The following is a 26,485-nucleotide window of genomic DNA, read 5'->3' on the forward strand; positions in this document are numbered from 1 at the left end:
GAATGCCCATGACGGCTCCTGAGGCGTCTCAGGCAATCGTCAGGGAGTGTAGAGCATGAGTCGTGCCATACCCGAAACAAACAGTTAACTATCTGATTTATATGTAGATTAACTTTGTGTGACGGGGGATTTTTAAGCGAGGGATCCGGCAAACCGAATCGGGGGGAGGGCGGCGTTCGGAAAACCGAATGGTGCGCAGGGTGTCTCAGGCGTGGCTTTTGTGTGGGAGCTGGCTTGCCTGCGATACAGGCACCTCGGTTGTCTGAAGAGACCGAGGTGATGCCATCGCTGGCAAGCCAGCTCCTACAGGGGCGGGTTAGAAGGTGTAGTCGGCGGAAACGACGGCTGCGCGGCCATCGCCTGGCACGGCCCAGCCGTTGTTGCGGATGCGGGTCAGGTAGTCCTTGTCGAACAGGTTATTGACGTTCAACTGCAGGTTCAGCTGCTTGTTGACCTTATAGCCGAGCATCGCGCGCTGCACCGCATAGCCGGGCGCCGTCGGTGCCCCGGCGGCGCTGACCAGGTACTGCTTGGATTGCGCGGTGATGCCGTAGCCCACCTGGAAGTCGTAGGGCAGGTCGTACACCGTCCACAGGCTGGCTGCGTGTTTGGGCGTGAAGGGCAGAGGCTCGCCTTTCTGCGCGTCGAAGCCGGTGTTGGCCAGGGTAAAGTCGCTGGCGCTGCGCAGGACGCGGGTGTCGAGGTAGGTGTAGTTGGCGAAGACCTTCCAGCGATCGGTGATCGCGCCGCTCAGGCCCAGTGCCACGCCGTCTGCCCGGGCTTTACCGTCGAGGGACTGCGTACCGCTCAGGTTGGTGGGGTCGGGGTCGGCCACTTTGTAGTTGGTGCGGTCGTTGCGGAAGATCGCGCCGGTGACCGACAGGGCATTGTCGAGGAAGTCCCACTTGGTACCGATTTCATAGCTGACGGCGGTTTCCGGGGCGACGTTGCAGTTGTTGGTGGCGATGCTGGAGCTTTTGGCCGGGGTGAAGCAGCCACCGTTCACGCTCGCTTGGGACGGGGTCTTGCTGTTGCCGTAGGCGACATAGAAGCTGCCGTTCTCCACTGGCTTGTAGACCAGCGCCAGGCGGTAGGAGGTCAGGTCGTCGGCTTGGCCGTAGCGCTGGCCCGGGGTTTCCACGCCCGAGGTCGAGTAGGCGTTGGTCACCGAACTGCCGGCGTTGTGCTCGTAGCGCAGGCCGCCGTTGATTTCCCACTGCGGGTTCAGCTTGAGCGTGTCGAAGGCGTAGGCCGCACGGTTGTTCAGCGCGCCGTCGACGTGGGCCGCGCGGGTGAAGTTGACCGGGCCAGCCCAGTAGGAGTTCGGGTCGCTGAAGCTGACCGGCGGCGGCACGATCGCGGTGCCGTTGCTGTTAGTCAGCCATTTGCCGGTATCCGCCTCGTATTCCTCACGGCTGATGGCGATGCCGGTCACCAGGGTGTGGTCGATGAAGCCGGTGCTGAAGCGGCTGGTGACGTCGGTCTGGTTGGTGAACATCTTGTTCTGGGTATTGCGCTCGTTACCCAGCGAGCCGCCGCTTGGCTGGAAGAAACCCGGGTTCAAACCCGCAGCGCACGGGGCGCCAGTGATCTGGGTGCCGCTGGCCAGGCAACCGGCCTGCGCGCCTTCTGGACCGGAGGCGCGCAAATCTTGGCGCACGCGCTCGACGCGGGTGAAGTTGCGCACCGACACGGCGTCATTGAAATCGTGTTCGAGCTTCAGGCTGAACGCGTCCGAGGTGATCTGCTGGTCGTTGATGTTGTGGTAGCCGTAGAAGTCGCTCCAACCCACGCCCGGCATGGGTTTGCCGTTGTAGATGGGGATGCCGTATTGCGGGGTGTTGTTGTCTTTCTGGTGCTCGTAACTGACGGTGACGCGCGTTGGTGTGCCCAGGCCGAACGCAATGGAGGGCGCAATGCCCCAGCGTTCGTAATCTTCATAATCGCGCCCCGGCACGTCGTTACCATGGGCCATGAGGTTGAGCCGGAACGCGGTGGTGTCGTTGAGCATCTGGTTGGTATCAAGCGTGGTGCGCTTGTAGTTGTCGGTGCCGATGCCGGCACTGATGGTGGTTTTGTCACGCAACTCCGGGGTCTTGCTCACCAGGTTGATGGTGCCGCCGACCGCGCCCGAGCCTGAATACACCGAGCTTGCGCCGCTGACGACTTCCACCTGTTCCAGGTTGAACGGGTCGGTGCGGCTGTATTGCGCACTGTCGCGCACGCCGTCCACGTAGATATCACCGCTGGCAGAAAAACCGCGCAGGTTGATGCTGTCGCCATAGCCGCTGCCGCCTTCGCCGGCGCCGAAGGTGATGCCCGGCACGGTGCTGAGCACATCGCGCAGGGTCAGCAGGTTCTGGTCATGAATGACTTCCTTGGGAACGACCGTGATGGTCTGCGGCGTATCGCGCAGCGCTTCGGTGTACTTGGGGGATGAAGGCGCCACAGGGTTGTAGGCGCTCTGACTCGGGGCCTGGCCCTCAATGCTCGTCGCGCCTAGCTGAATGACGCCTGTGTCATCGGTTGCGGTCTCCGCCGCGTAACTGAATCCTCCTTGCGCAGCCACTGCCAAACCCACAGCCGACGCGAGCAAATGCCGCGATGAGAGGGGGGCAGAACTGATCCCGGTAGCCATTGAATAGTCTCTTGTTGGTAGAAGTGAGAGGCGATCGTAATTGATAGCGGATCTCAAATGTAATACTTTGTAACGAAATGATTCATGAAATTTCAGTCAGTTTTATCAGCCTGTGAGAAGTGCCAATGCAGAGTGGGCAGACAGAAATTGCGGACAACCCGCGTGCGTATGTGCGCTGGGTCATGCATGCCGCGCAGCTGGGGGACGTGGATGCGCAGGCAACCCTGGCCCAGTTGTTGCTCGATGGCCGTGGCGTGCAGAAAGACCCGACATTGGCGCTGAGCTGGTTTCGAATCGCTGCCCGCCAACGTCACCCGATGGCGATCAACATGGTCGGACGTTGCCTGGAGAACGGCTGGGGTTGCGTGATCGACCTGGCCGATGCGGCGCAGCATTACCGGCAGGCCGCCGACTTGGGGCTGGATTGGGGGCTCTACAACTACGGCCAATTGCTGAGCCGTGGTCGTGGCGTGGAGCAAGACCTGGCGGCCGCATACGAACAGTTCCGCCTGGCCGCCGCCAAGGGGCACGCCAAGTCGATGAACCTGCTGGGACGCTTTCATCATGAAGGTGTTGTGGTGCCCAAGGATGTGCCACTGGCGCGGCAGTGGTACCTGCGCGCCGCCGAGGCCGGGGATTTTCGCGGCCAATACAACCATGCTGCAGAGCTGGCCCAGGCGGGCGATGAAGAACAGGCGTGCGTATGGCTCGAGCGCGCCTTGAACACGGCGACCCCGGGCTTCCTAGAAGCGGCTTACCCTGTTTTGCTCGCGTCGGCCTCCAGCGCCATCCGTGAGATGGGGCTGCGTTACCAACAACAATCAGACACCCAATAAAAAGCCCCCGGACCTTTCGATACGGGGGCTTTGTTTGGCTGCGGTGATCAGGCTGCCTGGGTCTTGCCGCGATTCTGCTCAACCTGTGACAGATAGCGCTGCACGTTCTCCTGCTCGTCCGGCGTGGTGAACAGACCGAGCTTGGTGCGGCGCCACAGCACATCGTGAGCCTGGGTGGCCCATTCTTCGGCGCACAGGTAGTCGACTTCACGGGTGTACAGGCCGCCACCCAGGTGATCGCCCAAATCGGCCAACGATTGCACACCTTCCAGCAGGCGCCAGGTGCGGCTGCCGTAGGTGGTGGACCAGCGGCGGGCGATCTCGCTCGGCACCCAGTCGAACTTGCTGCGAATGGCGTCGGCCAATGCCTCTGGCGTGGTCATGTTCTCGCCGCCGGGCAGACTGGCTTTGGCGGTCCAGCTCGGACGCATCTGCGTGAAGTAGGGGGCCAGTTGCGCCATCGCCGACTCGGCGAGTTTGCGGTAGGTGGTCAGCTTGCCGCCGAACACCGACAGGATCGGTGCTTCACCCGTGCCGCCAGACAGCGCCAGGGTGTAGTCGCGGGTGATGGCCGACGGGTTGTCCGATTCGTCGTTGCACAGCGGGCGCACGCCGGAGTAGGTGTGCACGATGTCGTCACGGCTCAGCTGTTTCTTGAAGTGCGCGTTGACCACCTTGAGCATGTAGTCGGTTTCACCTTCGGTAATCGCGACTTTTGCCGGGTCGCCGGTGTATTCGCGGTCGGTGGTGCCGATGATGGTCAGGTGGTTGAGGTACGGAATGGTGAAAACGATGCGTTGGTCTTCGTTCTGCAGGATGTGCGCGTGAGCGCCTTCGTACAGCTTCGGTACGATCAGGTGGCTGCCCTGGATCAAGCGGATGCCGTAAGGCGAGTCCAGCTTCAAGTCGTCCTTGATGAACTTGGCGACCCATGGGCCGGCCGCGTTCACCAGCGCACGGGCGCGGATCGAGAACAGGCTGCCGTCGGCGCGCTCCATGTTCATTTCCCACAGGCCTTTGCTGCGGTGAGCGCTCACGCAGCGGGTCTGAGTGTGGATGTGCGCGCCTTTTTCACGGGCGGCCATGGCGTTCAACACGACGAGTCGCGCGTCATCGACCCAGCAATCGGAGTATTCGAAGCCTTTGGTGATTTCGCTTTTGAGCGGGCTGTCCGCGCCGAACTTGAGGCTCTTGGAACCCGCGAGTTTTTCGCGTTTGCCGAGATGGTCGTACAGGAACAGGCCGGCGCGGATCATCCACGCCGGGCGAAGGTGCGGGCGGTGTGGCAGCACGAAACGCATCTGCTTGACGATGTGCGGCGCCTTGGCCAGCAGCACTTCACGTTCGGCCAGGGCTTCGCGCACCAGGCGGAATTCGTAATGTTCGAGGTAGCGCAAGCCGCCGTGGATCAGCTTGCTGCTGGCCGACGAGGTGTGGCTGGCCAAGTCGTCCTTTTCGCAAAGGAATACCGACAACCCGCGACCGGCTGCGTCTGCTGCAATGCCGACGCCATTGATCCCGCCACCGATAACGGCAACGTCATAGACTTCGGCAAGCGGTGGAGCAGGCAAGGTGGAAGGGTTCATCGGCTGGCCTCGCGATCTTTTTCGTCTTGGAATTCGAACATTAATGTTCATTTGCGAAAATGGTAGCTGATAAACGCGCGCGCAGCCACCTGCCTTCGATTGAAAAAACTCATCGAAAGACCGAGAAAGGAAAATTTGTGAACAAAAAGTGAGGGTGATGTGGGGTCAGGCAGGCCGCCATCGCGGGCAAGCCCGGCTCCCACATTGAAATGCGATTACCTGTGGGAGCCGGGCTTGCCCGCGATGGCGTCAGAACAGGCGCTAGACGACTTCCAGCCGAACCTTGTGCTGATTCAACAGCTGCACCAGCGCCGGCACTGGCTGCTGATCGGTCACCAGGCAATCCACCAGACTGATCGGCCCCAGGCGAATCATGGCATTGCGCCCGAATTTGCTGGAGTCCGCCGCCAGGATCACCTGGCGTGCATTGGCGATGATCGCCTGGGAAACGCGCACTTCCTGATAATCGAAGTCCAGCAGGCTGCCGTCCTCATCGATGCCGCTGATGCCCACCAGCGCAAAGTCGACCTTGAACTGGTTGATGAAGTCCACACTGGCCTGGCCCACCACACCGCCGTCACGGCGCACGTTACCGCCGGTCAGCAGCACATCGAAGTCATCCTTGGCACTGAGCATGGTGGCGACGTTGAGGTTGTTGGTGATGATTTTCAGGTGACTATGGTTCAGCAGCGCACGAGCGATGGATTCAGTGGTGGTGCCGATATTGATGAACAGCGAGGCGTGATCGGGGATCTGGGCGGCGATGGCTTCGCCGATGCGTTGTTTCTCGTCGCGCATCTGGTTGGCACGCATGGCGTACGCGGTGTTCTCGACGCTGGAGTCATAGGCCGCGCCGCCGTGGTAGCGGCGCAGCAGATTGGCGTCCGCCAGCTGGTTGATATCGCGGCGGATGGTTTGCGGGGTGACAACGAACAGCTGCGCCATTTCTTCGATGCTGACGTAACCGCGTTCGCGGACCAGCTCGAGGATTTGTTGTTGGCGGGGAGGCAGATTCATGGGGCGTCCTTTGGGCTGCCATACAAAAGTGGCCCATGATGACGCAGGAATCCGCTCCCTGCCAGTTACAACCAGACGTTGGCTTATTCAGCGCCTTCGTGAGGCTCCCAGTCACGGGTGCGGCTGACCGCTTTCTGCCAGCCGGCGTACAGCTTCTCTTTTTCCTTTTCTTCGAGCTGAGGCTCGAATTCGCGCTCGATCACGGCCTTGCCGCGCAATTCTTCCAGGCTGCCCCAGAAACCGCACGCCAAGCCCGCCAGATAAGCCGCGCCGAGTGCCGTGGTCTCACGCATTTGCGGGCGCTCGACCTGGGTGCCGAGGATGTCGGCCTGGAACTGCATCAGGAAGTTGTTGGCCACTGCACCACCGTCCACGCGCAGGGCTTTGAGGCGCTCGCCGGAATCCTGTTGCATGGCGTCGAGCACGTCGCGGGTCTGGTAGGCAATCGACTCCAGGGCCGCACGAATAATGTGATCCACGCGTACGCCACGGGTCAGGCCGAACAACGCGCCACGGGCGTACGGGTCCCAGTAGGGCGCCCCCAGGCCAGTAAACGCAGGCACCAGGTACACGCCGTTGCTGTCCTTGACCTTGCCGGCGAAGTATTCGGTGTCGTGGGCATCGTTGATGATTTTCAGCTCATCACGCAGCCACTGCACGGTGGAGCCGCCGTTGAACACGGCGCCTTCCAGGGCGTAGGCCACTTCGCCACGTGGGCCGCAGGCGATGGTGGTGAGCATGCCGTGCTTGGATTTCACCGCCTTGTCGCCGGTGTTCATCAGCAGGAAGCAACCGGTGCCGTAGGTGTTTTTGGCCTGGCCGGCTTCGACACACATCTGGCCGAACAGGGCGGCTTGTTGGTCGCCGGCGATACCGCCGATGGCAATACCGCTTTTGGTGCGGCCGTAGATTTCCGAGGACGACTTCACTTCCGGCAGCATCTCGCGCGGAATGTCGAGAATCTCCAGCATCTTCGCATCCCACTCCAGGGTGTGGATGTTGAAGAGCATGGTGCGCGAGGCGTTGGTGTAGTCGGTGACGTGAGTCTTGCCGCCAGTAAATTTCCAGATCAACCAGCTGTCGACGGTACCGAACAGCAGTTCGCCAGCGCGTGCGCGCTCGCGGCTGCCTTCGACGTTGTCGAGGATCCACTTGAGCTTGGTGCCGGAGAAGTAGGGGTCGGTGACCAGGCCCGTGGTGTCGCTGATGTACTGCTCGTGGCCGTCGCGCTTGAGCTGCTGGCAGATCTCGGTGCTGCGGCGGCACTGCCAGACGATGGCGTTGTAGATTGGGCGGCCGGTGACCTTATCCCACACCACGGTGGTTTCGCGCTGGTTGGTGATACCGATGGCAGCCACTTGGTCATGGTGCAGGCCCGCTTGGGCCAGGGCCTCGACCATCACGGCGCTTTGGGTAGCGAAGATTTCCATCGGGTCATGTTCGACCCAACCGGCTTGCGGGTAATGCTGGGCGAATTCGCGCTGGGCGGTGCAAACCACGTTGGCATCGCGATCAAAGATGATCGCGCGCGAGCTGGTGGTGCCTTGGTCAAGGGCGATGATGTAGTTCTTATTCTGAAGATCGGTCATGTCGAATGCCTTGGAAAATAAGAAAATCGGTAATCAGCCTGGGCCACAAAAAGGGCAGGTGCGTCCAGGCTGGCGCTATCAGGAAATACGGGTCTTGCCGTTGACAGCCGTGTCAGGTGTTTCTTCAGCTATAGCAGGTGCGGCGCTCGGCAGGTGGCGGGCAATCAGCCCGCGATAGGCCGCAGCACCGAGGCATGCGCCAACAATTGGCGCGAAAATCGGAACCAGGAAGTAAGGAATATCGCGGCCACCCGTGAAGGCCATTTCACCCCAGCCTGCGAAAAAGGTCATCAGCTTCGGCCCGAAATCCCGTGCAGGGTTCATGGCGAAGCCGGTCAGCGGGCCCATGGCGCTGCCAATCACGGCGATCAGCAAGCCAATCAACAGGGGCGCCAAGGGGCCGCGCGGCAGGCCGTTGTTATCGTCGGTCAGGGCCATGATCACGCCCATCAGGATCGCGGTAATCACCACTTCTACCAGGAAGGCCTGGGCCGTGCTCAGCAGTGGGTGAGGGTAGGTGGAGAAGACAGAGGCCAGTTCCAGGCTCGCTTGCGTGCCGCGAACCATATGGTGGGTTTGTTCGTAATCGAAAAACAGATTGCTGTAGAGGGTGTAGACCAACGCGGCGGAGCAGAAGGCGCCGGCGACTTGGGCAAGGATATAGAAGGGCAGTTTGCGCTTTTCGAAGTCGGCGAAAATACACAGGGCAATACTGACGGCAGGGTTGAGGTGCGCCCCGGAAATACCGGCGCTCAGGTAGATCGCCATGCTGACGCCCACCCCCCAGATGATGCTGATTTCCCACAACCCGAAGCTGGCACCCGCAACCTTGAGCGCAGCGACACATCCTGTACCGAAGAAGATCAGAAGCGCAGTCCCCAGGAACTCGGCCATGCATTGGCTCGAAAGTGAAGGCTGTTGAAGAGCAGTCGTCATGGAAAACCTCAGTTGTTGTTCTTGTCTGGCGCACAACCTCAACGGGTTGTTGCGCGATTTTCACCGTGGCAAGGATCCCCATCCCGGTCGCGGCTTACTGCTCGAGTGCTGTAGGTCTATTCCTACAGTATTCGGAAACGAAAAAATATAGACAAGAATGACGGCTGTCAAAGGTCGAAAGTGAACCGTCAGTCACTTTCAAACTATTGGTCTGGTGAATGATCACGCTTGTCACATTGCCCGTGCACCTTAAAGGTGGGCGGACTAGAGCCTTTTATGTGGCCTTGGCCTAGAATTGGCCATCTGTTTGCCACGCCCGGAGACGTCATGACCCCCGCATTGGACCTGTTGAAAAAAGTTCGCGCCGAACATCGTATCCACAGTTACGAGCACGATCCCAAGGCCGCGTCATATGGCCTGGAGGCCGCAGAGAAATTGGGGTTGGATCCGGCGCAGGTGTTCAAGACCTTGTTGGCCAGCAGCGAGAAAGGTGAGTTGCTGGTGGCCGTGGTGCCGGTCGTCGGAAGCCTGGACTTGAAAGCGCTGGCCCATGCAGCGGGGGTAAAAAAAGTCGAGATGGCTGACCCGGCAGCGGCGCAGCGTTCTACCGGTTATTTGTTGGGCGGTATCAGCCCGCTGGGGCAGAAGAAGCGCTTGCGTACTTTTATCGATGAGACGGCGCAGCCGTTCGCGACGATTTTTGTGAGTGCGGGCAGAAGGGGGTTGGAAGTTGAATTGCCAGCGGCTGTGCTGGCGGAGCACACCCAGGCCAAATTCGCGCCGATTGGCCGGGCTTGAATCACCGCTTTTGAAGCCAATGCAAAACCAATGTGGGAGCGGGCTTGCTCGCGAATGCGGAGTGTCAGTCAACGAATTTTTTTCTGATACACCGCATTCGCGAGCAAGCCCGCTCCCACAAAAGCCGGCGCCTACATTTTTGATCCTGTGTGGTCAGTGGGCCGGGCTGTACCGCCGCACGCCTGATTCGGACTGCGGAATCTGCGCCGCCGTGCTGCCCGAAGCCTGGAACAACACCAGGTGTTCGGCGGCAACACGAATCCCCACATCAGCCCCGACCTGATGGTCGGCATGGCTTGGGAAGATCGATTCCAATTGCGCGCCCGTTGGCAATTGCAGGCGATACAGGGTCGATGCACCGAGGAATGTCTTGCCGACGATCCGTGCTTTCAATGCACTGTCCGGCGCGTAGACGATGTCATCCGGGCGCAGCAACACATCCACCGCACCACCGGTAGGCCAGGTGTAGGCACGATTACCGCGCAGGTCACCCAGTTCGGTACTCACCGACTCCGGCGAACTCAATTGGCCACGAATGAAGTAACCCTGGCCGATAAAGCTGGCAACGTAAGGCGTCTGCGGTTCGTGGTAGAGGTTGTAGGGCGTGTCCCATTGCTCCAGGCGGCCCTCTTTGAACACGCCTACTTGATCGCTGACGGCAAACGCTTCTTCCTGGTCATGGGTCACCAGAATCGCACTGGTGCCCCGTGCCTTGAGAATGTCGCGCACTTCGTGGCTGAGCTTGCGGCGCAGTTCGCCATCAAGGTTGGAGAACGGTTCGTCCAGCAGCAACAATGCCGGCTCTGGCGCCAGGGCGCGGGCGAGGGCGACACGCTGTTGCTGACCACCGGAAAGCTCGTGGGGAAAACGCTTGCCCAGGTTCTTCAGGTTCACCAGTTCCAGCAGTTCGGCCACCACGCGATCTTTTTGCGGGTGCTTGCGAATGCCGAAGGCGATGTTGTCGGCCACGCTCAGATGAGGAAACAACGCGTAGTCCTGAAACACCATGCCGATACGACGTTTCTCCGGTGCCAGGGTGAAACCGGCGCTGGAGATCACTTCGCCCGCCAGGCTGATTTCCCCTTCGTGCACCGGTTCAAACCCGGCAATCGCCCGCAGCGTAGTGGTCTTGCCACAGCCCGAAGAGCCCAGCAGGCAACCGATGTCGCCAGCGTTGAGGTGCAGGTTGAGGTTCTGCACCACCCGTTGATCTTGATAGCCGCATGCCAGATTGCGCAGGTTCAGCAGTAAGGGCTGGCTCATGCGTGGTGGTACGACGGCGGCACGAGAAACTCCAGCAAGGCTTTCTGTGCATGCAGGCGGTTTTCAGCCTGGTCCCAGGCGACTGAACGCGAGTCGTCAAGCAGGTCGAGGCTGATTTCTTCGCCACGGTGCGCAGGCAGGCAATGCATGAACAGCACGTCTGGCGCGGCCAGGTCGAGCAGGGCGCGGGTGACCTGATACGGAGCGAACAAGGCCAGGCGCTTGGCGGTTTCGTCTTCCTGGCCCATGGAGGTCCAGACGTCGGTGCTTACCAGGTGCGCGCCGATCGCGGCGTCGCGCGGGTCACGCACGAGGGTCACGCGGTCGCCGGCCTGCGCCAGGAAGCGCGCGTCGGGCTCGTAACCTTCCGGGCAGGCGACACGCAGTTTGAAGTCGAACTGGATCGCCGCTTCTATATAGCTGTTGCACATGTTGTTGCCGTCGCCGATCCAGGCCACGGTCTTGCCCTGGATCGAGCCACGGTGTTCAAGGAAGGTTTGCATGTCGGCCAGCAACTGGCACGGGTGCAGGTCATCGGACAGGCCGTTGATCACCGGCACGCGGGAGTGGGCGGCAAATTCGGTGACGGTGCTGTGGGCGAAGGTACGGATCATCACCGCATCAAGCATGCTCGACAGGACGATGGCGCTGTCGGCGACCGGTTCGCCACGGCCCAATTGGGTATCGCGCGAGGACAGGAAGATGGCTTGGCCACCCAACTGGATCATGCCGGCTTCGAACGACACGCGGGTGCGGGTCGAGGACTTCTCGAAAATCATCCCGAGCACACGGTTTTTCAAAGGCTCGAACAGTACGCCGCGGTTACGCAGGTCTTTAAGCTCAATGCCTCGACGGATCACGCTGACCAGCTCTTCGGGCGTGCAATCCATCAGGGAGAGAAAGTGCCTTGCGCTCATCATTAACTACCTTTTTGCAACAGACCGCAGATACTCAAAGCCTTGTTTATTGTGACAACGGGCGAGACCTGCGGCGAAAGCCGCACGGGGCGACGAAATAGGGGAAGGCGCGATCTTATAATTAAATGTCGCGTCTTACCAATAGGGCTACGGTTTTTAAGGGTGTTCAAGAAGGGCGCCAGAGCGCTTTTGAAGACGATTTCCAGACAGCAGCGGGCCATTTGTACACTGGCGCCGAGACCTTTTGCAATGTGTGGGGGCGGGCCCAGACCAGGCCGTGTCGGTTTCAGGGGCTGTGCGCCGGGTTCTGAAACATTTGCTCACGCTTGCCCATGGTTTGGCCTGATGGGCTTGGATTCACGGGGCGAACGATACTGGTGCCTGCTGCTGTCGCGGCCCATAGTGCAATCAAAGCCCTGATAAAGAGACTGGCCATGACCAAGACTCTCCACCACCGTGCCTGCCACCTGTGCGAAGCCATTTGCGGCCTGACCCTGGAAACCACCGAGGCCGACGATGGCAGCCTGGCGATCACTTCGATCAAGGGTGATGCGTTGGACACCTTCAGCCGTGGTCATATCTGCCCCAAGGCTGTGGCGCTGCAAGATATCCAGAACGACCCCGACCGCCTGCACCAGCCTATGCTGCGTGAGGGCAGCGAATGGCGACCGATCCCGTGGGACGAAGCCTTCTCGCTGGTCGCCGAACGGCTGGCAGGCATCCAGGCTCGGCATGGGCAAAACGCCGTGGCGGTGTACCAGGGCAACCCCAGCGTGCATAACTACGGGCTGATGACCCACAGCAACTATTTCCTGGGCCAGCTCAAGACGCGTAACCGCTTTTCCGCGACGTCGGTGGACCAGTTGCCCCACCACCTCACCAGCTACCTCATGTACGGGCACGGTTTGCTGCTACCGATCCCGGACATTGATCACACTGACTTCATGCTGATCCTGGGCGGCAACCCGCTGGCGTCCAACGGCAGCATCATGACCGTGCCCGACGTGGAGAAGCGCCTGAAGGCCATCCAGGCCCGGGGCGGTAAAGTGGTGGTGGTTGACCCGCGACGCAGCGAAACGGCGGCGATGGCTGATCAGCATCTGTTCGTACGCCCAGGCGGCGATGCGGCGCTGTTGTTCGGCGTGCTCAATACGCTGTTTGCCGAAAACTTGACCCGTGCCACGCACTTGCCGGTTGTGGGCCTGGATGAGGTGCGCCAGGCGATCGCCGGGTTCACTGCCGAGGCCATGAGCCGCCAATGCGCGGTGCCGGCCGAGCAGATCCGCCAGCTGGCGCGTGACTTTGCGGGTGCGGATAAGGCCGTGTGTTACGGGCGCATGGGGGTATCGACCCAGGCGTTCGGCACGTTGTGTCACTGGCTGGTGCAATTGATCAACCTCGTGACAGGAAATCTGGATCGAGTGGGCGGCGCCTTGTGCACCACGCCAGCGGTGGACTTGGTTGCGTCCACGGGGGGCGGGCATTTCAATCGTTGGCAGAGCCGGGTTTCCGGGCGCCCTGAGTACGGTGGCGAATTGCCCGTGTCGGCCCTGGCCGAAGAAATGCTTACCGGAGGTGAAGGGCAAATCCGTGCGCTGGTGACGGTGGCCGGTAACCCGGTGTTGTCGACGCCCAATGGCCGTCAGCTGGAACAGGCGTTGGACGGTTTGGAGTTCATGGTCAGCGTCGATCTGTATATCAACGAGACCACCCGTTATGCCGACCTGATACTGCCGTCCACCTCGGCGCTGGAAAACGATCACTACGACACCACCTTCAATATGTTCGCCGTGCGCAACGTCACGCGTTTTAACCGGGCGATCTTGCCCAAGCCCGAAGGTGCGCTGCATGACTGGGAGATCTTTGTCGGCTTGGCCCAGGCGTTCGCGGCGCGCACCGGTGCCACGCTCAAGCCGACCATGGCGCCGGCCCAGATGATCGACTTCGGCCTGCGTGCTGGGGTTTATGGCGATGCTTCCGAGCACAAGCTGTCGGTGGCGAGGTTGGCGGATCATCCCCATGGTGTGGATTTGGGGCCACTAAAGGCCAATCTCGTTGCGCGGTTGAAAACCGCCGATGGCCACATCCAGGCTGCACCGGCGGTAATTCTTGCGGATCTGGCGCGGTTTGCAGCGCAGCCGGTGCCCCAGGTGGGCGAACTGCTTCTGATCGGCCGCCGTCATGTGCGCAGCAATAATTCGTGGATGCATAACTATCACCGACTGGTGAAGGGCAAGCCGCGCCATCAATTGCTGATGCACCCCGACGACCTGGCGAGCCGGCAGTTGGCTGATGGGCAGCGTGTGCGGGTGAGTTCGCGTATCGGCATGATCGAGGTGGAAGTGGTGGCCAGCCAGGACATGATGCCCGGCGTGGTCAGTCTACCCCATGGCTGGGGCCACGGCCGGCCAGGGGTGCAGATGACGATTGCCAGTGGGCAGCCGGGGGCGAGCGCGAATGACTTGACCGACGAGCGGCAATTGGACGAATTGTCCGGAAATGCCGCGCTGAACGGGGTTCCCGTGCAGGTGGCGGCCGCATAAGGAGCCTGAGCACCACGCTGGGATTTTGCGTTACAATGCGCCACCGTGCCGACCTGTGAGTCGCAAAGTTCCAGCCGAGGTGTTCCATGGATATCATCGAAACGATCAAAGAGCAGATTGCCAACAACACCATTCTGCTTTACATGAAGGGCGCGCCAAACGCTCCTCAGTGCGGTTTCTCCGCGAAGGCTTCCCAGGCCATCATGGCGTGTGGCGAGAAATTCGCTTACGTGGATATCCTGCAGAACCCTGAAATCCGCGCCAACCTGCCGAAATACGCCAACTGGCCAACGTTCCCACAACTGTGGGTCGCCGGTGAGCTGGTCGGCGGCAGCGACATCATCGTTGAGATGGCGGCCGATGGCTCGCTGCAAGCGCTGATCAAGGAAGCAGCGGCCAACGCCGCCGCCAAGACCGACGCGTAATCTGTGTAGGAGCCGGCTTGCCGGCGATAGCGTCTTGAGCCAAGCGGTGATTTTGAAGGCGCCATCGCCGGCAAGCCGGGCTCCTACAAAATCCGCGGTCAATAAAAAGCCCCGCTTCTCGTAAGAGAGCGGGGCTTTTTTATACCTGAGCGTTTGGGCTTATTCGCCCATCTGCGATTGCAGGTAGTTTTCCAGGCTGACTTTGTCGATCAGGCCCAGCTGGGTTTCCAGCCAGTCGATGTGTTCTTCCTGGTCTTCCAGGATGTCTTCCAGCAGTTCGCGGCTGCCGAAATCACCCTTGGTTTCGCAATGAGCAATAGCGGCTTTCAGGTCGCTGTGGCTCTTGTGCTCGAACTTCAGGTCGCTGCTGATCATTTCCTGGGTGTGCTCGCCGATGTTCAGCTTGCCCAGGTCTTGCACGTTCGGCAGGCCTTCGAGGAACAGGATGCGCTTGATCAGCGCGTCGGCGTCCTTCATGGCCTTGATGGATTCTTTGTATTCACGCTTGCCCAGCTTTTCCAGGCCCCAATCGTCATACATGCGCGCATGCAGAAAGTACTGATTGATCGCGACCAGTTCATTGGCAAGGATTTTGTTGAGTTGCTGGATGACTGAGATGTCGCCTTTCATGACTGGGGTCCTGCCCTGTAATAGCTGTGTATAAGGCGGAGTTTGAGCGGCGAAATCCTTAGTGTCAAACCTAAGTTATTGAATAATAAATGAAAATTAATCGGAATAAGAATGTTTGTGTTCCGCGTCTTGACGCTAACTAATTGAATTGCGGGCATAAAAAAACCGGACACTAAGTCCGGTTCTTTAAAACACGCTCAATTAAGCGTGTGTAAATTCTGCTGAATAGGGGATCGCGGCCTGGGCTGTTTGCAGCTGCGTCAGGGTTTCCCGTACCACTTGCTTGGCAAGGCAAGCACATTTGCCGCACTGGCTGGCAACGCCAGTGGTTTCACGCACTTCCTTGTAGCTGCAGCAACCTTCATAGATTGCTTCGCGGATTTGTCCGTCGGTGACGCCAGTACACAGGCACACATACATAAGGGAGAACCGTCGCGGTTTAAGGCTTAAGTGCGATGGATCTTAATGTTAACGAGAATGATTGTCAAAGTAGAATCGTAGGGTATTCACCGGTGCTGCCTGTGCGCTGACGAACGGTTTTTTCAGTGTATGATGGTCGGTATTCACGAAGCGTGACGGCGTCACAGGGTTGTCGTTTACACACGGCAGACTGGGAAGCTGTCCTTTTACTTCAATCGTCACCCTCACATCAGGAGATACCCAATGAGCGTACTCGTCGGCAAACAAGCCCCGGATTTCGACGTACCTGCCGTCCTCGGCAATGGCGAAATCGTAGACAGCTTCAAACTGTCTGAAGCCATCAAAGGCAAATACGGCCTGGTGTTCTTCTACCCACTGGACTTCACTTTCGTCTGCCCTTCGGAGCTGATCGCTCTGGACCACCGCATGGACGATTTCAAGGCGCGCAACGTTGAAGTGGTCGCCGTTTCCATCGACTCCCATTTCACCCACAACGCCTGGCGCAACACTGCCATCAACGATGGCGGCATCGGCAAAGTCAAATACACCATGGCTGCCGACATGAAGCACGACATCGCCAAGGCCTACGACGTTGAATCCGAAGGCGGCGTGGCGTTCCGTGGCGCATTCCTGATCGACGACAAAGGCGTGGTTCGCTCCCAGATCATCAACGACCTGCCACTGGGCCGTAACATGGAAGAGCTGATCCGTCTGGTTGACGCCCTGCAATTCCACGAAGAGCACGGTGAAGTCTGCCCAGCCAACTGGAAAAAAGGCGACAAAGGCATGAACGCTTCGCCAGAAGGCGTTGCGGCTTACCTGACCGAGAACGCTGGCAAGCTGTAAGCCACGTTAACGGTACAAAAAAACCGGCCTGAGAAGGCCGGTTTTTTTATGCGCGGGAAACGATTTCAATCGTTGAAATCTTCCCAGCCGCCCATGTCTTTCCAGCGGTTGACGATGCCGCAGAACAGCTCCGCCGTCTTCTCGGTGTCGTAGCGAGCAGAGTGGGCCTCACGCCCGTCAAAGTCGATACCGGCTGCCTGGCAGGCTTTTGCCAACACAGTCTGGCCATACGCCAGGCCGGCGAGGGTCGCCGTGTCAAAGCTGGAGAAGGGGTGGAACGGGTTGCGCTTCATGTCCAACCGCGCCACGGCGGCGTTCAGGAAGCCCAGGTCGAAGCTGCTGTTGTGACCCACCAGGATCGCGCGTTTGCAGCCATTGGCCTTCAACGCCTTGCGCACGCCACGGAAGATGTCGGTCAGCGCCGCTTCTTCGCTCACGGCCATGCGCAGTGGGTGATCGAGCTTGATCCCGGTGAACTCCAAGGCGGCGGCCTCGATATTCGCACCTTCGAACGGCTCGACGCGGAAGAAGTGGGTATGTTCCGGGAACACAAAGCCCTGTTCGTCCATGCCGATGGTGGTCGCAGCGATTTCCAGCAGGGCGTCAGTTGCGCTGTTGAAACCACCGGTCTCTACGTCGATGACAACCGGCAGATAGCCGCGAAACCGCTCGGCCATCGGGTGGCGCGAACCGCCACCACTGTGCTCGTGTTCGTCGTCGTAATGATCTTCACTCACTTGCTTTCCTCCAGCAGGCGCCAGCGCAGTGTTTCACCGGCGCGCAGCGGGATGACAGTCAGCTCGCCAAACGGCAGGCTGGCAGGGGCGGTCCAGTCTTCACGAACCAGGGTGATGCGGTCGGTGTTCGCCGGCAGGCCGTAGAAACGCGGGCCGTTGAGGCTGGCAAACCCTTCGAGTTTGTCCAGCGCATTACGTTGTTCGAATGCTTCGGCGTACAGCTCGATGGCCGCAAACGCCGTGTAGCAACCGGCACAACCGCACGCGGCCTCCTTGGCGTGCTGGGCGTGGGGCGCCGAGTCGGTGCCGAGGAAGAACTTCGGATTGCCGCTGGTCGCGGCATCCAGCAGCGCCACCTGATGGGTGTTGCGCTTGAGAATCGGCAGGCAATAGAAGTGCGGCCGAATCCCGCCCACCAGCATGTGGTTGCGGTTATAGAGCAGGTGATGCGCGGTGATGGTTGCGCCAACGTTGGCCGAAGCCTCGTTGACGAACTGCACGGCATCGGCCGTGGTGATGTGCTCAAACACCACCTTCAGGGTCGGGAACAGCTCGACCACACGGCGCATGTGCTCATCGATGAAGATCTTTTCACGATCGAACACGTCGACGTCGCCACGGGTGACTTCACCGTGGATCAACAGCGGCATGCCCACTTCGGCCATGGCCTCGATCGCCGGCAGGATCTTGTCGATACTGGTTACGCCGGAGTCGGAGTTGGTGGTCGCGCCTGCCGGGTACAGCTTGGCGGCATGCACGAAACCACTGGCCTTGGCTTCACGAATCTCTTCGGGCTGGGTGCGGTCGGTGAGGTAGAGCACCATCAACGGTTCGAAGCGGCTGCCGGCCGGTCGTGCAGCGAGGATACGCTGGCGATAGGCATCGGCTTGCTCGGCGTTACGCACCGGAGGTACCAGGTTAGGCATGATGATGGCGCGGCCAAACGTGCGCGCTACATCGGCCACGGTGTGGGGTAACGCAGCACCATCGCGAAGATGAATATGCCAGTCGTCGGGACGCAGCAGGGTCAGGCGGTCGGACATTGGGGATTCCAGGCGGGTCAATCTGGTGGGAATGCTACCGGAAAAGACTCTATCAGGCACTCGCTATCAAGTTTTGCGGGATGCATCCGATAGCCTTTTGTATGCCTTATCGATGTATGACGCTTTGAAGTGTTGTAGAAACCAGTGGAGCCTCCCGTGCGCCAGCATTATCTAGCCCTGCTCAGTGTGTTCGCCAGCCTGCCTGCGATGGCCCTCACGTTCCAGACACGTCTGGAGAACATTGAGTGGAAGGTGGAAGGCGACCAGTTCGAGTGCCGCCTGACCCAGCCGATCACGGATTTCGGTTCGGGTGAGTTCGTGCGCCGGGCCGGCGAGCAGGCGACGTTTCGTCTGAAAGCCTATAACGGCTGGCTGGGGGCTGGCTCGGCCACGCTGTTGGCCGCTGCTGCACCGTGGCAACCAGGGCGCGGTGATATTAACCTTGGCGCCGTACGCGCGGGCAGTGGCGATGTGCTGTTCAACAGCTCCCAGGCCCAGGCCGGGCGATTGTTCACCGGCTTGCTTGAAGGTCGCAGCCCCACCGTTCGGCATTACGGACGAGAAGGGGGCTATTCTGAAATTCGTCTGTTACCGGTGAAATTCAGCAAGGCCTACAACGACTACCAGTTGTGCACCACCAAGCTGTTGCCGATGAATTATGACCAGGTCAAGCAGACCGAAGTCGGGTTCCCCGGGGGAGGCATCGAGCTGGATGCGGCCGCCAAGAAGAAACTGGATGTGATACTCGCGTTCATGAAAGCCGACCCCACGGTCAACCATGTTGAGTTGAATGGTCATTCGGACAACAGCGGCAATCGACTGACCAACCGCGACGTTTCGCGCCGTCGCGGGCTGGCGGTGATGGACTATCTAAAGGCCAACGGCATCCAGGAATCGCAGATCACCCTGCGCTTTCATGGCGAAAGCTACCCGTTGGCACCGAACACCAACGCGGCAAACCGGGCCCGCAATCGCCGCGTCAACATTCAGCTTGAGCGCGTGGCAGCCCCCGAGAAACCGGCGCCCACGGCCACCGGCCCGAGCAACCCGGCGCACACGTCGTAAGGTGCGACCATCGGTCGCCCGCTCGACATAATCTGTCGCTTTATCTTCATTTGCTGTCGCGCCTCTGTAAATCCACGGTTTTGGTCGGTAGAATCGACGCCTTTCCGTACAACCCCGTGGAGTGATGGCATGGCCGACGTAAACAAGGTCGTTCTCGCGTATTCCGGCGGCCTGGACACTTCGGTGATCCTCAAGTGGCTGCAGGATACTTATAACTGTGAAGTGGTGACCTTCACCGCTGACCTGGGTCAGGGCGAAGAGGTCGAACCTGCACGTGCCAAGGCGCAAGCCATGGGCGTGAAAGAGATCTACATTGACGACCTGCGCGAAGAGTTCGTCCGCGATTTCGTTTTCCCGATGTTTCGCGCCAACACCGTCTACGAAGGCGAGTACCTGCTGGGTACTTCCATCGCACGTCCGCTGATCGCCAAGCGCCTGATCGAAATCGCCAACGAAACCGGCGCCGACGCCATTTCCCATGGCGCTACCGGCAAAGGCAACGACCAGGTACGTTTCGAACTGGGCGCCTACGCCCTCAAGCCAGGCGTGAAAGTGATTGCTCCATGGCGTGAGTGGGACCTGCTGTCCCGTGAAAAGCTGATGGATTATGCTGAAAAGCACGCCATCCCGATCGAGCGCCACGGCAAGAAGAAGTCCCCGTACTCGATGGACGCCAACCTGCTGCACATCTCCTATGAAGGCGGCGTGCTGGAAGACACCTGGACCGAGCACGAAGAAGACATGTGGCGTTGGACCGTCTCCCCGGAGAACGCTCCAGACAAGCCGCAGTACCTGGAACTGACCTATCGCAACGGCGACATCGTCGCGCTGGATGGCGTCGAAATGACTCCGGCCACCGTACTGGCGACCCTGAACCGTATCGGCGGCGAACACGGCATCGGCCGTCTCGACATCGTCGAGAACCGTTACGTGGGCATGAAGTCCCGTGGCTGCTACGAAACCCCAGGCGGCACCATCATGCTGCGCGCCCACCGCGCCATTGAGTCCATCACCTTGGACCGCGAAGTGGCTCACCTCAAAGACGAACTGATGCCCAAGTACGCCAGCCTGATCTACACCGGCTACTGGTGGAGCCCAGAGCGTCTGATGCTGCAACAGATGATCGACGCATCCCAGGTCCACGTGAACGGCGTTGTGCGCCTGAAGCTGTACAAGGGCAACGTGATCGTCACCGGCCGCAAGTCCGATGAGTCGCTGTTCGACGCCAACATCGCCACCTTCGAAGAAGATGGCGGCGCCTACAACCAGGCGGACGCAGCGGGCTTTATCAAGTTGAATGCACTGCGCATGCGCATTGCGGCCAACAAGGGTCGCTCGTTGTTCTGAGTGTTCCGCGCGTTATAAAAAATGGCCCCTTGTTCAAGGGGCCATTTTTTTTTGCCCGTTTTGAAAGGGTTCTTGGCGTTTAAATATGTTTAATTTGTGTTGATGTTTTGGAGGAGAAAAAATGTTCGATAGATAGCCTTGATTGATCGTAAGGTTTATTTGGATAGGAATGATTTTTTTACACCTGTATAGGAACTGGTCTTACAGAAAATTCACTCATGAAGTACAGCGAAGCCGCTGTGTGCTGAATAGTCTGTAGGAATTTAGGGTGTAATTAAATATGTTAAATGGAACTAAAACAGTCGAATTATTTCAGCCTGCTTCTCTGTTGGAAGGCCACAAGCAAGGGGCATTTCCTGAAAGTAATGTGCGGAACGTTTACCTCGGCCCCCTTGGGCCTTGGTTATTTCACTCAAGATATGTAAGTCCCCGGAAAGGTCTGAAAGCCTCCATAAAACTCGATACATCCGCGTTGGCGTTTTTTTGTAGGGTATTTCCTTTATCGTTGTGGGTTGGGTCTCTGCTTGTTGTTGCTAGGGGGGGAGCACTATGCCAACTAGGAAACGACTAGGCTATTGTGCTTGCTCTAAATAATTCGAACAGCGAAATTGGACTTTCTCATGAATAAAGTGCTGATCGTGGATGATCATCCTGTCATTCGACTTGCTGTGCGCATGCTAATGGAGCGTCATGGTTATGAGGTCGTTGCAGAGACGGATAACGGTGTCGATGCGCTGCAACTTGCCCGGGAACATATGCCGGATATCGTCATCCTGGATATCGGAATTCCCAAACTCGATGGCCTGGAAGTTATCTGCCGGCTGTCTTCCACCAAGCAACCCGCCCCCTTCAAGGTGCTGGTGCTGACATCCCAGGCGCCGGGGCATTTTTCCATGCGTTGCATGCAGGCAGGCGCGGCAGGTTATGTGTGCAAGCAGCAGGATTTGACCGAACTGCTGAGTGCTATCAAGGCAGTACTGTCCGGCTACAGCTACTTCCCCAACCAGGCCTTGAACTCGGTGCGTTCAACCATTGGCAACGCCAGTGAGGCGGACATGGTCGAGCGTCTTTCAGGGCGGGAAATGATGGTGTTGCAGCAGCTGGCGCGAGGCAAAACCAACAAGGAGATTGCCGACGGCATGTTCCTCAGCAACAAGACCGTCAGTACCTACAAGACTCGCCTGTTACTCAAGCTCAACGCTCGTTCCCTGGTGGACTTGATCGAACTGGCCCAGCGCAACGGCCTGGTTTAGAGGAGAAGCGATACAGCGTTGGTATCCAGCTTAGCCGGCACAAAAAAGCCTCCGTCAGGGAGGCTTCCGGTCGTCAACGGATTGATCAGAGGTCGAAGTCGTAGTCGGCCAGTTGTTTTTGCAAGCGTCGCTCTTCCAGAAGATTGTCGATGGTGCGGCGTTTGCTCAAATTGGTCTTGGCCACCTCTACAACAGGTGCTTCCCCATCATCGTCCGACTCCGCAACGAGGTCGTCTTCTACATCGAGTTGTTCTTTGCCAGTGCTCATAAGGTTAACTCCAGGCTAAGACTGCCGTTGGCGCTCCTTATAACGATAATCCATGAATGGGTAAAAAAGATTTTTTCAATCGATTCATCGAAAAAAACAATGATCACTCAATCGTCGGACGTTTTCTCCTTGTATTCACACAAGTCTTCAATGCGACAGCTGCCGCAACGCGGCTTGCGCGCCTGGCAAACATAGCGCCCGTGCAGGATCAGCCAATGATGTGAATCGAGCAGGTACGGCTTGGGCACGAACTTCATCAACTGTTTTTCGACTTCTACCACATTCTTGCCGCAGGCAATGCCGGTGCGGTTGCTGACACGGAATATATGGGTATCCACTGCCATGGTCAGTTGCCGAAATGCAGTGTTCAGTACAACGTTGGCCGTTTTTCGACCGACTCCGGGCAGCGCCTCCAGTGCTTCGCGAGTCTGTGGCACTTCGCCTCCATGGAGCTCCACCAGCAGGCGACAGGTCTCGATGACGTTCTTGGCCTTGCTGTTGTACAGACCGATGGTCTTGATGTATTCCGATAACCCTTCCACACCCAGGGCGTAGATCGCCTCTGGCGTATTGGCCACCGGATACAGTTTGGCGGTGGCCTTGTTGACACCAACGTCCGTGGATTGGGCTGACAGGATCACCGCAATCAGCAATTCGAACGGCGTTGAGTAGGCCAGTTCGGTCTTGGGCTCAGGGTTGTCTTCATGAAGCCGGCGGAATATTTCCAGGCGTTTTGCGGCGTTCATCGGGTGGGCGATTCCTTGCAGGGGGCAGCGTAATTTTTTAATGGGAATGCAGGTCTTGCAGGATAAACCATCGCCGGCGCCTCCTGCAGTGCCTGTCGCGGGTCAGGCGGTTGTGTGGGTGTCCACCCGCAACTGCGCTTCTTCGAGCTTCTGTTGCGCGGCCTCCAGTGCCTGCGCGCTGATCCCTGGTTGGCGTTGCAGCTTGCTGACTTCAGCCCGTGCATAAGCCAGCGCTGTTTTCAGCTGGCGCAACTGGGCATCGATAGGGCGTTTTTCCACACGCTGCAGATCGGGCCTGGGTTGTTCACTTTCTGCTTCTGCCTCATGCAAGGTTTGTTCTGCACTGGACAGTGCCGCACTCAAGGTTGCCAGTTGTTGCTCGTCAGCGTTCAGGTCCTGAGCTTTTTTCAACTCGGCTCGACGCATGGCCAACTGTATTTTGGCGCGTTTGAGTGCTGGATCCTTTTGCGCCGGCAAGGCCACCGGGTGGCTGGTTTCCAGCGTTGCGAGCGCCCGCTCCGCTGCTTCGAACTGCTGTTGCAACACGATCAACTGCGACTGTTGCTCAAACGTCGGCGGGTGGCCGAATGCTTTCAAGGATTTGTGCAACTGGGCGCGACTCATTGCAACCGCGATTTTGGCCTTCTTGACCGCTGCATCCTGGGCGGCCTGAGTCGTATCAGCCTGCATGGGGGCAGCCGTTGCTGGGCGGTTGGCCCGAGCCAGGCGTTCGGCGAGCCTATGCGCTTCTTCCCGCTGCAACCGTGCAGCGCGTTGTTCATAGCGCCGTCTGGCGCGATCGCGCTTGAGGCTGCGCTCATGCAGCTCGTGAGCGTGGGTTGCCAGGCCGCCTACGATCGGCAATACGTTGGTTGCAGGGCGCATCTCAATGCAATCGACGGGGCAGGGCGCGACGCACAGGTCGCACCCGGTGCATTCATCGGCGATAACGGTATGCATCAGCTTGGCCGCACCGACAATCGCGTCCACCGGGCAGGCCTGGATGCATTTGGTGCAGCCGATGCACTCGGCTTCACGGATATAGGCAACCTGCGCAGGCGCCTCGCCACGGCGGGTGTCCAGTTCCAGCACTGGCACCTGGAGCAACTGCGCCAGGCCGGTGATGGTTTCCAGCCCCCCGGGCGGGCACTTGTTGATCGCCTCGCCAAGCGCGATACCCTCGGCGTATGGCTTGCAGCCCGGGTGCCCGCACTTGCCGCATTGGGTCTGTGGCAGCAGCGCGTCGATACGTTGAATCAGGTTCATGGGGTGATCATTGGCATGCCGGTCAAGCGAACGGGCGGGTAGTGGATGTGTAAGAGCCCGGCCTGCTTGCGATGGCGTCCTTGAGAACGCCATCGCCGGCAAGCCGGGCTCCTACAGTAGACCTGTTTCGCTCATCGTAGGCCCATGGCTTACTTGATGCGTTGGCCCGGCTTGGCACCGCTGTCAGGGCTCAACAGGTAGATTTCTTCGCCGCCTGGGCCGGCGGCCATCACCATGCCTTCGGAGATGCCGAACTTCATCTTCCGAGGCTTGAGGTTGGCGATCATCATGGTCAAGCGACCATCAAGCTTGGACGGGTCCGGGTAGGCACTCTTGATCCCGGAGAACACGTTGCGTTGCTCGCCTCCCAGGTCCAGCGTCAGGCGCAACAGCTTGTCGGCACCTTCCACGGCCTCGGCCTTGACGATCAGCGCCACGCGCAGGTCCACGGCAGCAAAGGCATCAAACTCGATTTCCGGGGAAATCGGGTCCTTGGCCAGTTCGCCATTGCCTGCAGGCGCGGATTCGCCGGTGTCGGTCTGGCTGGCAACCAGGTCTTCCTTCGAAGCGTCGGTCATGGCCTGCACCTTCACCGGGTCGATACGGGTCATCAGTGGCTTGAACTCATTCAACTGGTGATTGCTGAGCAATGTGGCGTGGTCGTTCCAGGTCAGCGGCGCGACGTTCAGGAACGCCTCGGCATCGGCGGCCAGCAACGGCAGTACCGGCTTGAGGAAGATCACCAGCTGGCGGAACAGGTTGACGCCCGTGGCGCAGATCGCCTGGACTTCCGCCTGCTTGCCTTCCTGCTTGTTCAGCGACCACGGTGCCTTGTCGGCGATCCAGGCGTTGGCACGGTCGGCCAGGCCCATGATCTCGCGCATGGCGCGGGCAAAGTCGCGGGCTTCATAGGCGTCGGCGATGCTCGGCGCGGCGGCCAGGAACGCGTCGGTCAGTTCTGGCGCGGCGTTTTCGGCCACCAGCACACCGGCGTTGCCCTTGTGGATGAAGCCGGCGCAGCGGCTGGCAATGTTGACCACTTTACCGACCAGGTCCGAGTTGACCTTCTGTACGAAGTCTTCCAGGTTCAGGTCGAGGTCATCCACGCCACGGCCCAGCTTGGAAGCGTAGTAATAGCGCAGGTATTCCGGCGACAGGTGATCCAGGTAGGTGCGCGCCTTGATAAAGGTGCCACGGGACTTGGACATCTTCTGGCCGTTGACGGTCAGGTAGCCGTGCACGGCAATACCGGTCGGTTTGCGGTAGCCCGAACCTTCGAGCATCGCCGGCCAGAACAGGGCGTGGAAGTTGACGATGTCCTTGCCGATGAAGTGGTACAGCTCGGCGGTGGAATCCTTGTTCCAGAACGCATCGAAGTCCAGCTCTGGCGTGCGATCACACAGGTTCTTGAAGCTGGCCATGTAGCCGATCGGCGCGTCCAGCCACACGTAGAAGTACTTGCCCGGCTCGCCCGGGATCTCGAAGCCGAAGTACGGCGCATCGCGGGAGATGTCCCACTGCTGCAGGCCGCTGTCGAGCCATTCGGCGAGTTTGTTGGCTACAGCGTCCTGCAAGGTGCCACTGCGAGTCCAGGCTTGCAGCATGGCCTGGAAGTCCGGGAGCTTGAAGAAGAAGTGCTGGGAATCCTTGAGCACCGGGGTGGCACCGGAAATCGCCGACTTCGGGTTCTTCAGTTCAGTGGGTGCGTAGGTAGCACCGCATTTCTCGCAGTTGTCGCCGTACTGGTCTTCGGTGCCGCATTTCGGGCAAGTGCCCTTGATGAAGCGGTCGGCCAGGAACATTTTCTTTTCCGGGTCGAAATACTGAGTCACCGACCGCTGGTCGATATGCCCGGCTTCTTTCAACCGCAGGTAGATCTGGCTCGACAGCTCGCGGTTTTCTTCGGAGTGGGTCGAGTGGAAGTTGTCGAAATCCACCAGGAACTCGGCAAAGTCGGCGCTGTGTTCAGCCTGCACGTTGGCGATCAGTTGTTCCGGGGTGATGCCTTCCTTTTCGGCGCGTAACATGATGGCCGAACCGTGGGCGTCGTCCGCGCAGACATAAATGCATTGATTGCCGCGATGCTTCTGGAAGCGCACCCACATATCGGTCTGGATGTACTCAAGCATATGGCCAAGATGGATGGAACCATTGGCATAGGGCAGGGCGCTGGTGACGAGGATCTTGCGTGGCTCGGACATGGGGCTCGGCTACTTGATGAAACGGAGGTCGGCCACTATAAAGCGCCGGGAAATATATTTCACCCCGTGGCGCTGTTTCAGCCTCTTTCGAGACTGCGAAAGCATGCCGTTAACC

General features: G+C 59.3%; 22 protein-coding genes and 1 pseudogene. 8 read left to right on the forward strand and 15 right to left on the reverse strand.

The window, feature by feature from the left end; translation table 11 throughout:
- Nucleotides 1-316: 316 nt before the first annotated feature.
- Nucleotides 317-2,449, reverse strand: coding sequence for a TonB-dependent receptor (locus HX803_RS17240; protein ID WP_372339921.1), 2,133 nt, complete (start codon nucleotides 2,447-2,449; stop codon nucleotides 317-319).
- 314 nt (nucleotides 2,450-2,763) lie between these two features.
- On the opposite strand from HX803_RS17240, the gene HX803_RS17245 reads away from it, so the two are divergent.
- Nucleotides 2,764-3,474 (forward strand): tetratricopeptide repeat protein, encoded by a 711-nt coding sequence (locus HX803_RS17245; protein WP_178922048.1) that lies wholly within the window; start codon nucleotides 2,764-2,766, stop codon nucleotides 3,472-3,474.
- Between the two features lie 47 nt (nucleotides 3,475-3,521).
- Here HX803_RS17245 and glpD read toward each other — a convergent pair whose 3' ends face one another.
- The 4 genes from glpD to HX803_RS17265 all read right to left on the reverse strand — a co-directional run bounded on the left by glpD (nucleotide 3,522) and on the right by HX803_RS17265 (nucleotide 8,602).
- Nucleotides 3,522-5,060, reverse strand: a complete 1,539-nt coding sequence (gene glpD / locus HX803_RS17250; RefSeq protein ID WP_178922050.1) for a glycerol-3-phosphate dehydrogenase — start codon at nucleotides 5,058-5,060, stop codon at nucleotides 3,522-3,524.
- A gap of 261 nt (nucleotides 5,061-5,321) precedes the next feature.
- Nucleotides 5,322-6,077, reverse strand: a complete 756-nt coding sequence (locus HX803_RS17255) for a DeoR/GlpR family transcriptional regulator (protein WP_178922052.1) — start codon at nucleotides 6,075-6,077, stop codon at nucleotides 5,322-5,324.
- Between the two features lie 83 nt (nucleotides 6,078-6,160).
- On the reverse strand, nucleotides 6,161-7,666 hold the full coding sequence (gene glpK, locus HX803_RS17260) for a glycerol kinase GlpK (RefSeq protein ID WP_176994864.1): 1,506 nt from the start codon (nucleotides 7,664-7,666) through the stop codon (nucleotides 6,161-6,163).
- 78 nt (nucleotides 7,667-7,744) lie between these two features.
- Nucleotides 7,745-8,602: an MIP/aquaporin family protein gene (locus HX803_RS17265; protein ID WP_178922054.1), complete on the reverse strand. Its 858-nt coding sequence runs from the start codon at nucleotides 8,600-8,602 to the stop codon at nucleotides 7,745-7,747.
- A 327-nt stretch (nucleotides 8,603-8,929) separates the two neighbouring features.
- On the opposite strand from HX803_RS17265, the gene ybaK reads away from it, so the two are divergent.
- A complete protein-coding gene (ybaK, locus tag HX803_RS17270; protein ID WP_057021816.1) occupies nucleotides 8,930-9,400 on the forward strand; it encodes a Cys-tRNA(Pro) deacylase in 471 nt (156 codons plus the stop codon).
- A 153-nt stretch (nucleotides 9,401-9,553) separates the two neighbouring features.
- Here the strand turns inward: ybaK and HX803_RS17275 are convergent, their stop codons facing one another.
- Both HX803_RS17275 and argF read right to left on the reverse strand, forming a co-directional pair.
- The gene (locus HX803_RS17275; protein WP_178922056.1) at nucleotides 9,554-10,663 is read right to left on the reverse strand and encodes an ABC transporter ATP-binding protein; all 1,110 of its coding nucleotides are present in this window, start codon (nucleotides 10,661-10,663) and stop codon (nucleotides 9,554-9,556) included.
- Nucleotides 10,660-11,580, reverse strand: coding sequence for an ornithine carbamoyltransferase (gene argF / locus HX803_RS17280; protein ID WP_178922058.1), 921 nt, complete (start codon nucleotides 11,578-11,580; stop codon nucleotides 10,660-10,662). The genes HX803_RS17275 and argF overlap by 4 nt, the downstream gene beginning before the upstream one ends.
- A gap of 434 nt (nucleotides 11,581-12,014) precedes the next feature.
- On the opposite strand from argF, the gene HX803_RS17285 reads away from it, so the two are divergent.
- Together HX803_RS17285 and grxD are read left to right on the forward strand one after the other, a co-directional pair.
- Complete coding sequence (locus HX803_RS17285; protein ID WP_178922060.1) at nucleotides 12,015-14,123, forward strand: molybdopterin oxidoreductase family protein; 2,109 nt, start codon at nucleotides 12,015-12,017, stop codon at nucleotides 14,121-14,123.
- 86 nt (nucleotides 14,124-14,209) lie between these two features.
- Nucleotides 14,210-14,548, forward strand: a complete 339-nt coding sequence (gene grxD / locus HX803_RS17290) for a Grx4 family monothiol glutaredoxin (protein ID WP_065906770.1) — start codon at nucleotides 14,210-14,212, stop codon at nucleotides 14,546-14,548.
- 159 nt (nucleotides 14,549-14,707) lie between these two features.
- Here the strand turns inward: grxD and bfr are convergent, their stop codons facing one another.
- Nucleotides 14,708-15,178 carry a bacterioferritin gene (gene bfr / locus HX803_RS17295; RefSeq protein WP_159956755.1) on the reverse strand — a complete coding sequence of 157 codons (471 nt, stop codon included), beginning with the start codon at nucleotides 15,176-15,178 and terminating at the stop codon, nucleotides 14,708-14,710.
- 201 nt (nucleotides 15,179-15,379) lie between these two features.
- Entirely contained in the window at nucleotides 15,380-15,598 is a 219-nt protein-coding gene (locus HX803_RS17300; RefSeq protein WP_003208706.1) for a bacterioferritin-associated ferredoxin, read from the reverse strand.
- Nucleotides 15,599-15,841: 243 nt separating this feature from the next.
- Between HX803_RS17300 and HX803_RS17305 the strand changes: the two genes are divergently transcribed.
- Complete coding sequence (locus HX803_RS17305; protein ID WP_003172097.1) at nucleotides 15,842-16,444, forward strand: peroxiredoxin; 603 nt, start codon at nucleotides 15,842-15,844, stop codon at nucleotides 16,442-16,444.
- A gap of 65 nt (nucleotides 16,445-16,509) precedes the next feature.
- Here HX803_RS17305 and rnt read toward each other — a convergent pair whose 3' ends face one another.
- Both rnt and pyrC read right to left on the reverse strand, forming a co-directional pair.
- A complete protein-coding gene (gene rnt, locus HX803_RS17310) occupies nucleotides 16,510-17,181 on the reverse strand; it encodes a ribonuclease T (protein WP_016970751.1) in 672 nt (223 codons plus the stop codon).
- The gene (gene pyrC, locus HX803_RS17315; protein WP_178922062.1) at nucleotides 17,178-18,224 is read right to left on the reverse strand and encodes a dihydroorotase; all 1,047 of its coding nucleotides are present in this window, start codon (nucleotides 18,222-18,224) and stop codon (nucleotides 17,178-17,180) included. The genes rnt and pyrC overlap by 4 nt, the downstream gene beginning before the upstream one ends.
- Before the next feature lie 156 nt (nucleotides 18,225-18,380).
- Here pyrC and HX803_RS17320 point away from each other — a divergent pair, with 156 nt between their 5' ends.
- The 3 genes from HX803_RS17320 to HX803_RS17330 all read left to right on the forward strand — a co-directional run bounded on the left by HX803_RS17320 (nucleotide 18,381) and on the right by HX803_RS17330 (nucleotide 21,889).
- The gene (locus HX803_RS17320; RefSeq protein WP_178922064.1) at nucleotides 18,381-19,289 is read left to right on the forward strand and encodes an OmpA family protein; all 909 of its coding nucleotides are present in this window, start codon (nucleotides 18,381-18,383) and stop codon (nucleotides 19,287-19,289) included.
- Between the two features lie 129 nt (nucleotides 19,290-19,418).
- Nucleotides 19,419-20,636 (forward strand): argininosuccinate synthase, encoded by a 1,218-nt coding sequence (locus tag HX803_RS17325; protein WP_025856870.1) that lies wholly within the window; start codon nucleotides 19,419-19,421, stop codon nucleotides 20,634-20,636.
- Nucleotides 20,637-21,256: 620 nt separating this feature from the next.
- Nucleotides 21,257-21,889: a response regulator transcription factor gene (locus HX803_RS17330; protein WP_178922066.1), complete on the forward strand. Its 633-nt coding sequence runs from the start codon at nucleotides 21,257-21,259 to the stop codon at nucleotides 21,887-21,889.
- An 85-nt stretch (nucleotides 21,890-21,974) separates the two neighbouring features.
- Here HX803_RS17330 and HX803_RS17335 read toward each other — a convergent pair whose 3' ends face one another.
- The 4 genes and pseudogenes from HX803_RS17335 to metG all read right to left on the reverse strand — a co-directional run bounded on the left by HX803_RS17335 (nucleotide 21,975) and on the right by metG (nucleotide 26,370).
- A complete protein-coding gene (locus tag HX803_RS17335) occupies nucleotides 21,975-22,157 on the reverse strand; it encodes a PA3496 family putative envelope integrity protein (RefSeq protein WP_178922068.1) in 183 nt (60 codons plus the stop codon).
- 107 nt (nucleotides 22,158-22,264) lie between these two features.
- A complete protein-coding gene (gene nth / locus HX803_RS17340) occupies nucleotides 22,265-22,903 on the reverse strand; it encodes an endonuclease III (protein ID WP_178922070.1) in 639 nt (212 codons plus the stop codon).
- A gap of 879 nt (nucleotides 22,904-23,782) precedes the next feature.
- Nucleotides 23,783-24,157: pseudogene (gene rsxB, locus HX803_RS33155) on the reverse strand (electron transport complex subunit RsxB); the annotation flags it as partial.
- Between the two features lie 161 nt (nucleotides 24,158-24,318).
- Nucleotides 24,319-26,370 carry a methionine--tRNA ligase gene (gene metG, locus HX803_RS17350; protein WP_178922073.1) on the reverse strand — a complete coding sequence of 684 codons (2,052 nt, stop codon included), beginning with the start codon at nucleotides 26,368-26,370 and terminating at the stop codon, nucleotides 24,319-24,321.
- Nucleotides 26,371-26,485 lie beyond the last annotated feature (115 nt).

The sequence above is a fragment of the Pseudomonas sp. P7548 genome (genome assembly GCF_013386585.1).
Lineage (GTDB): Bacteria > Pseudomonadota > Gammaproteobacteria > Pseudomonadales > Pseudomonadaceae > Aquipseudomonas.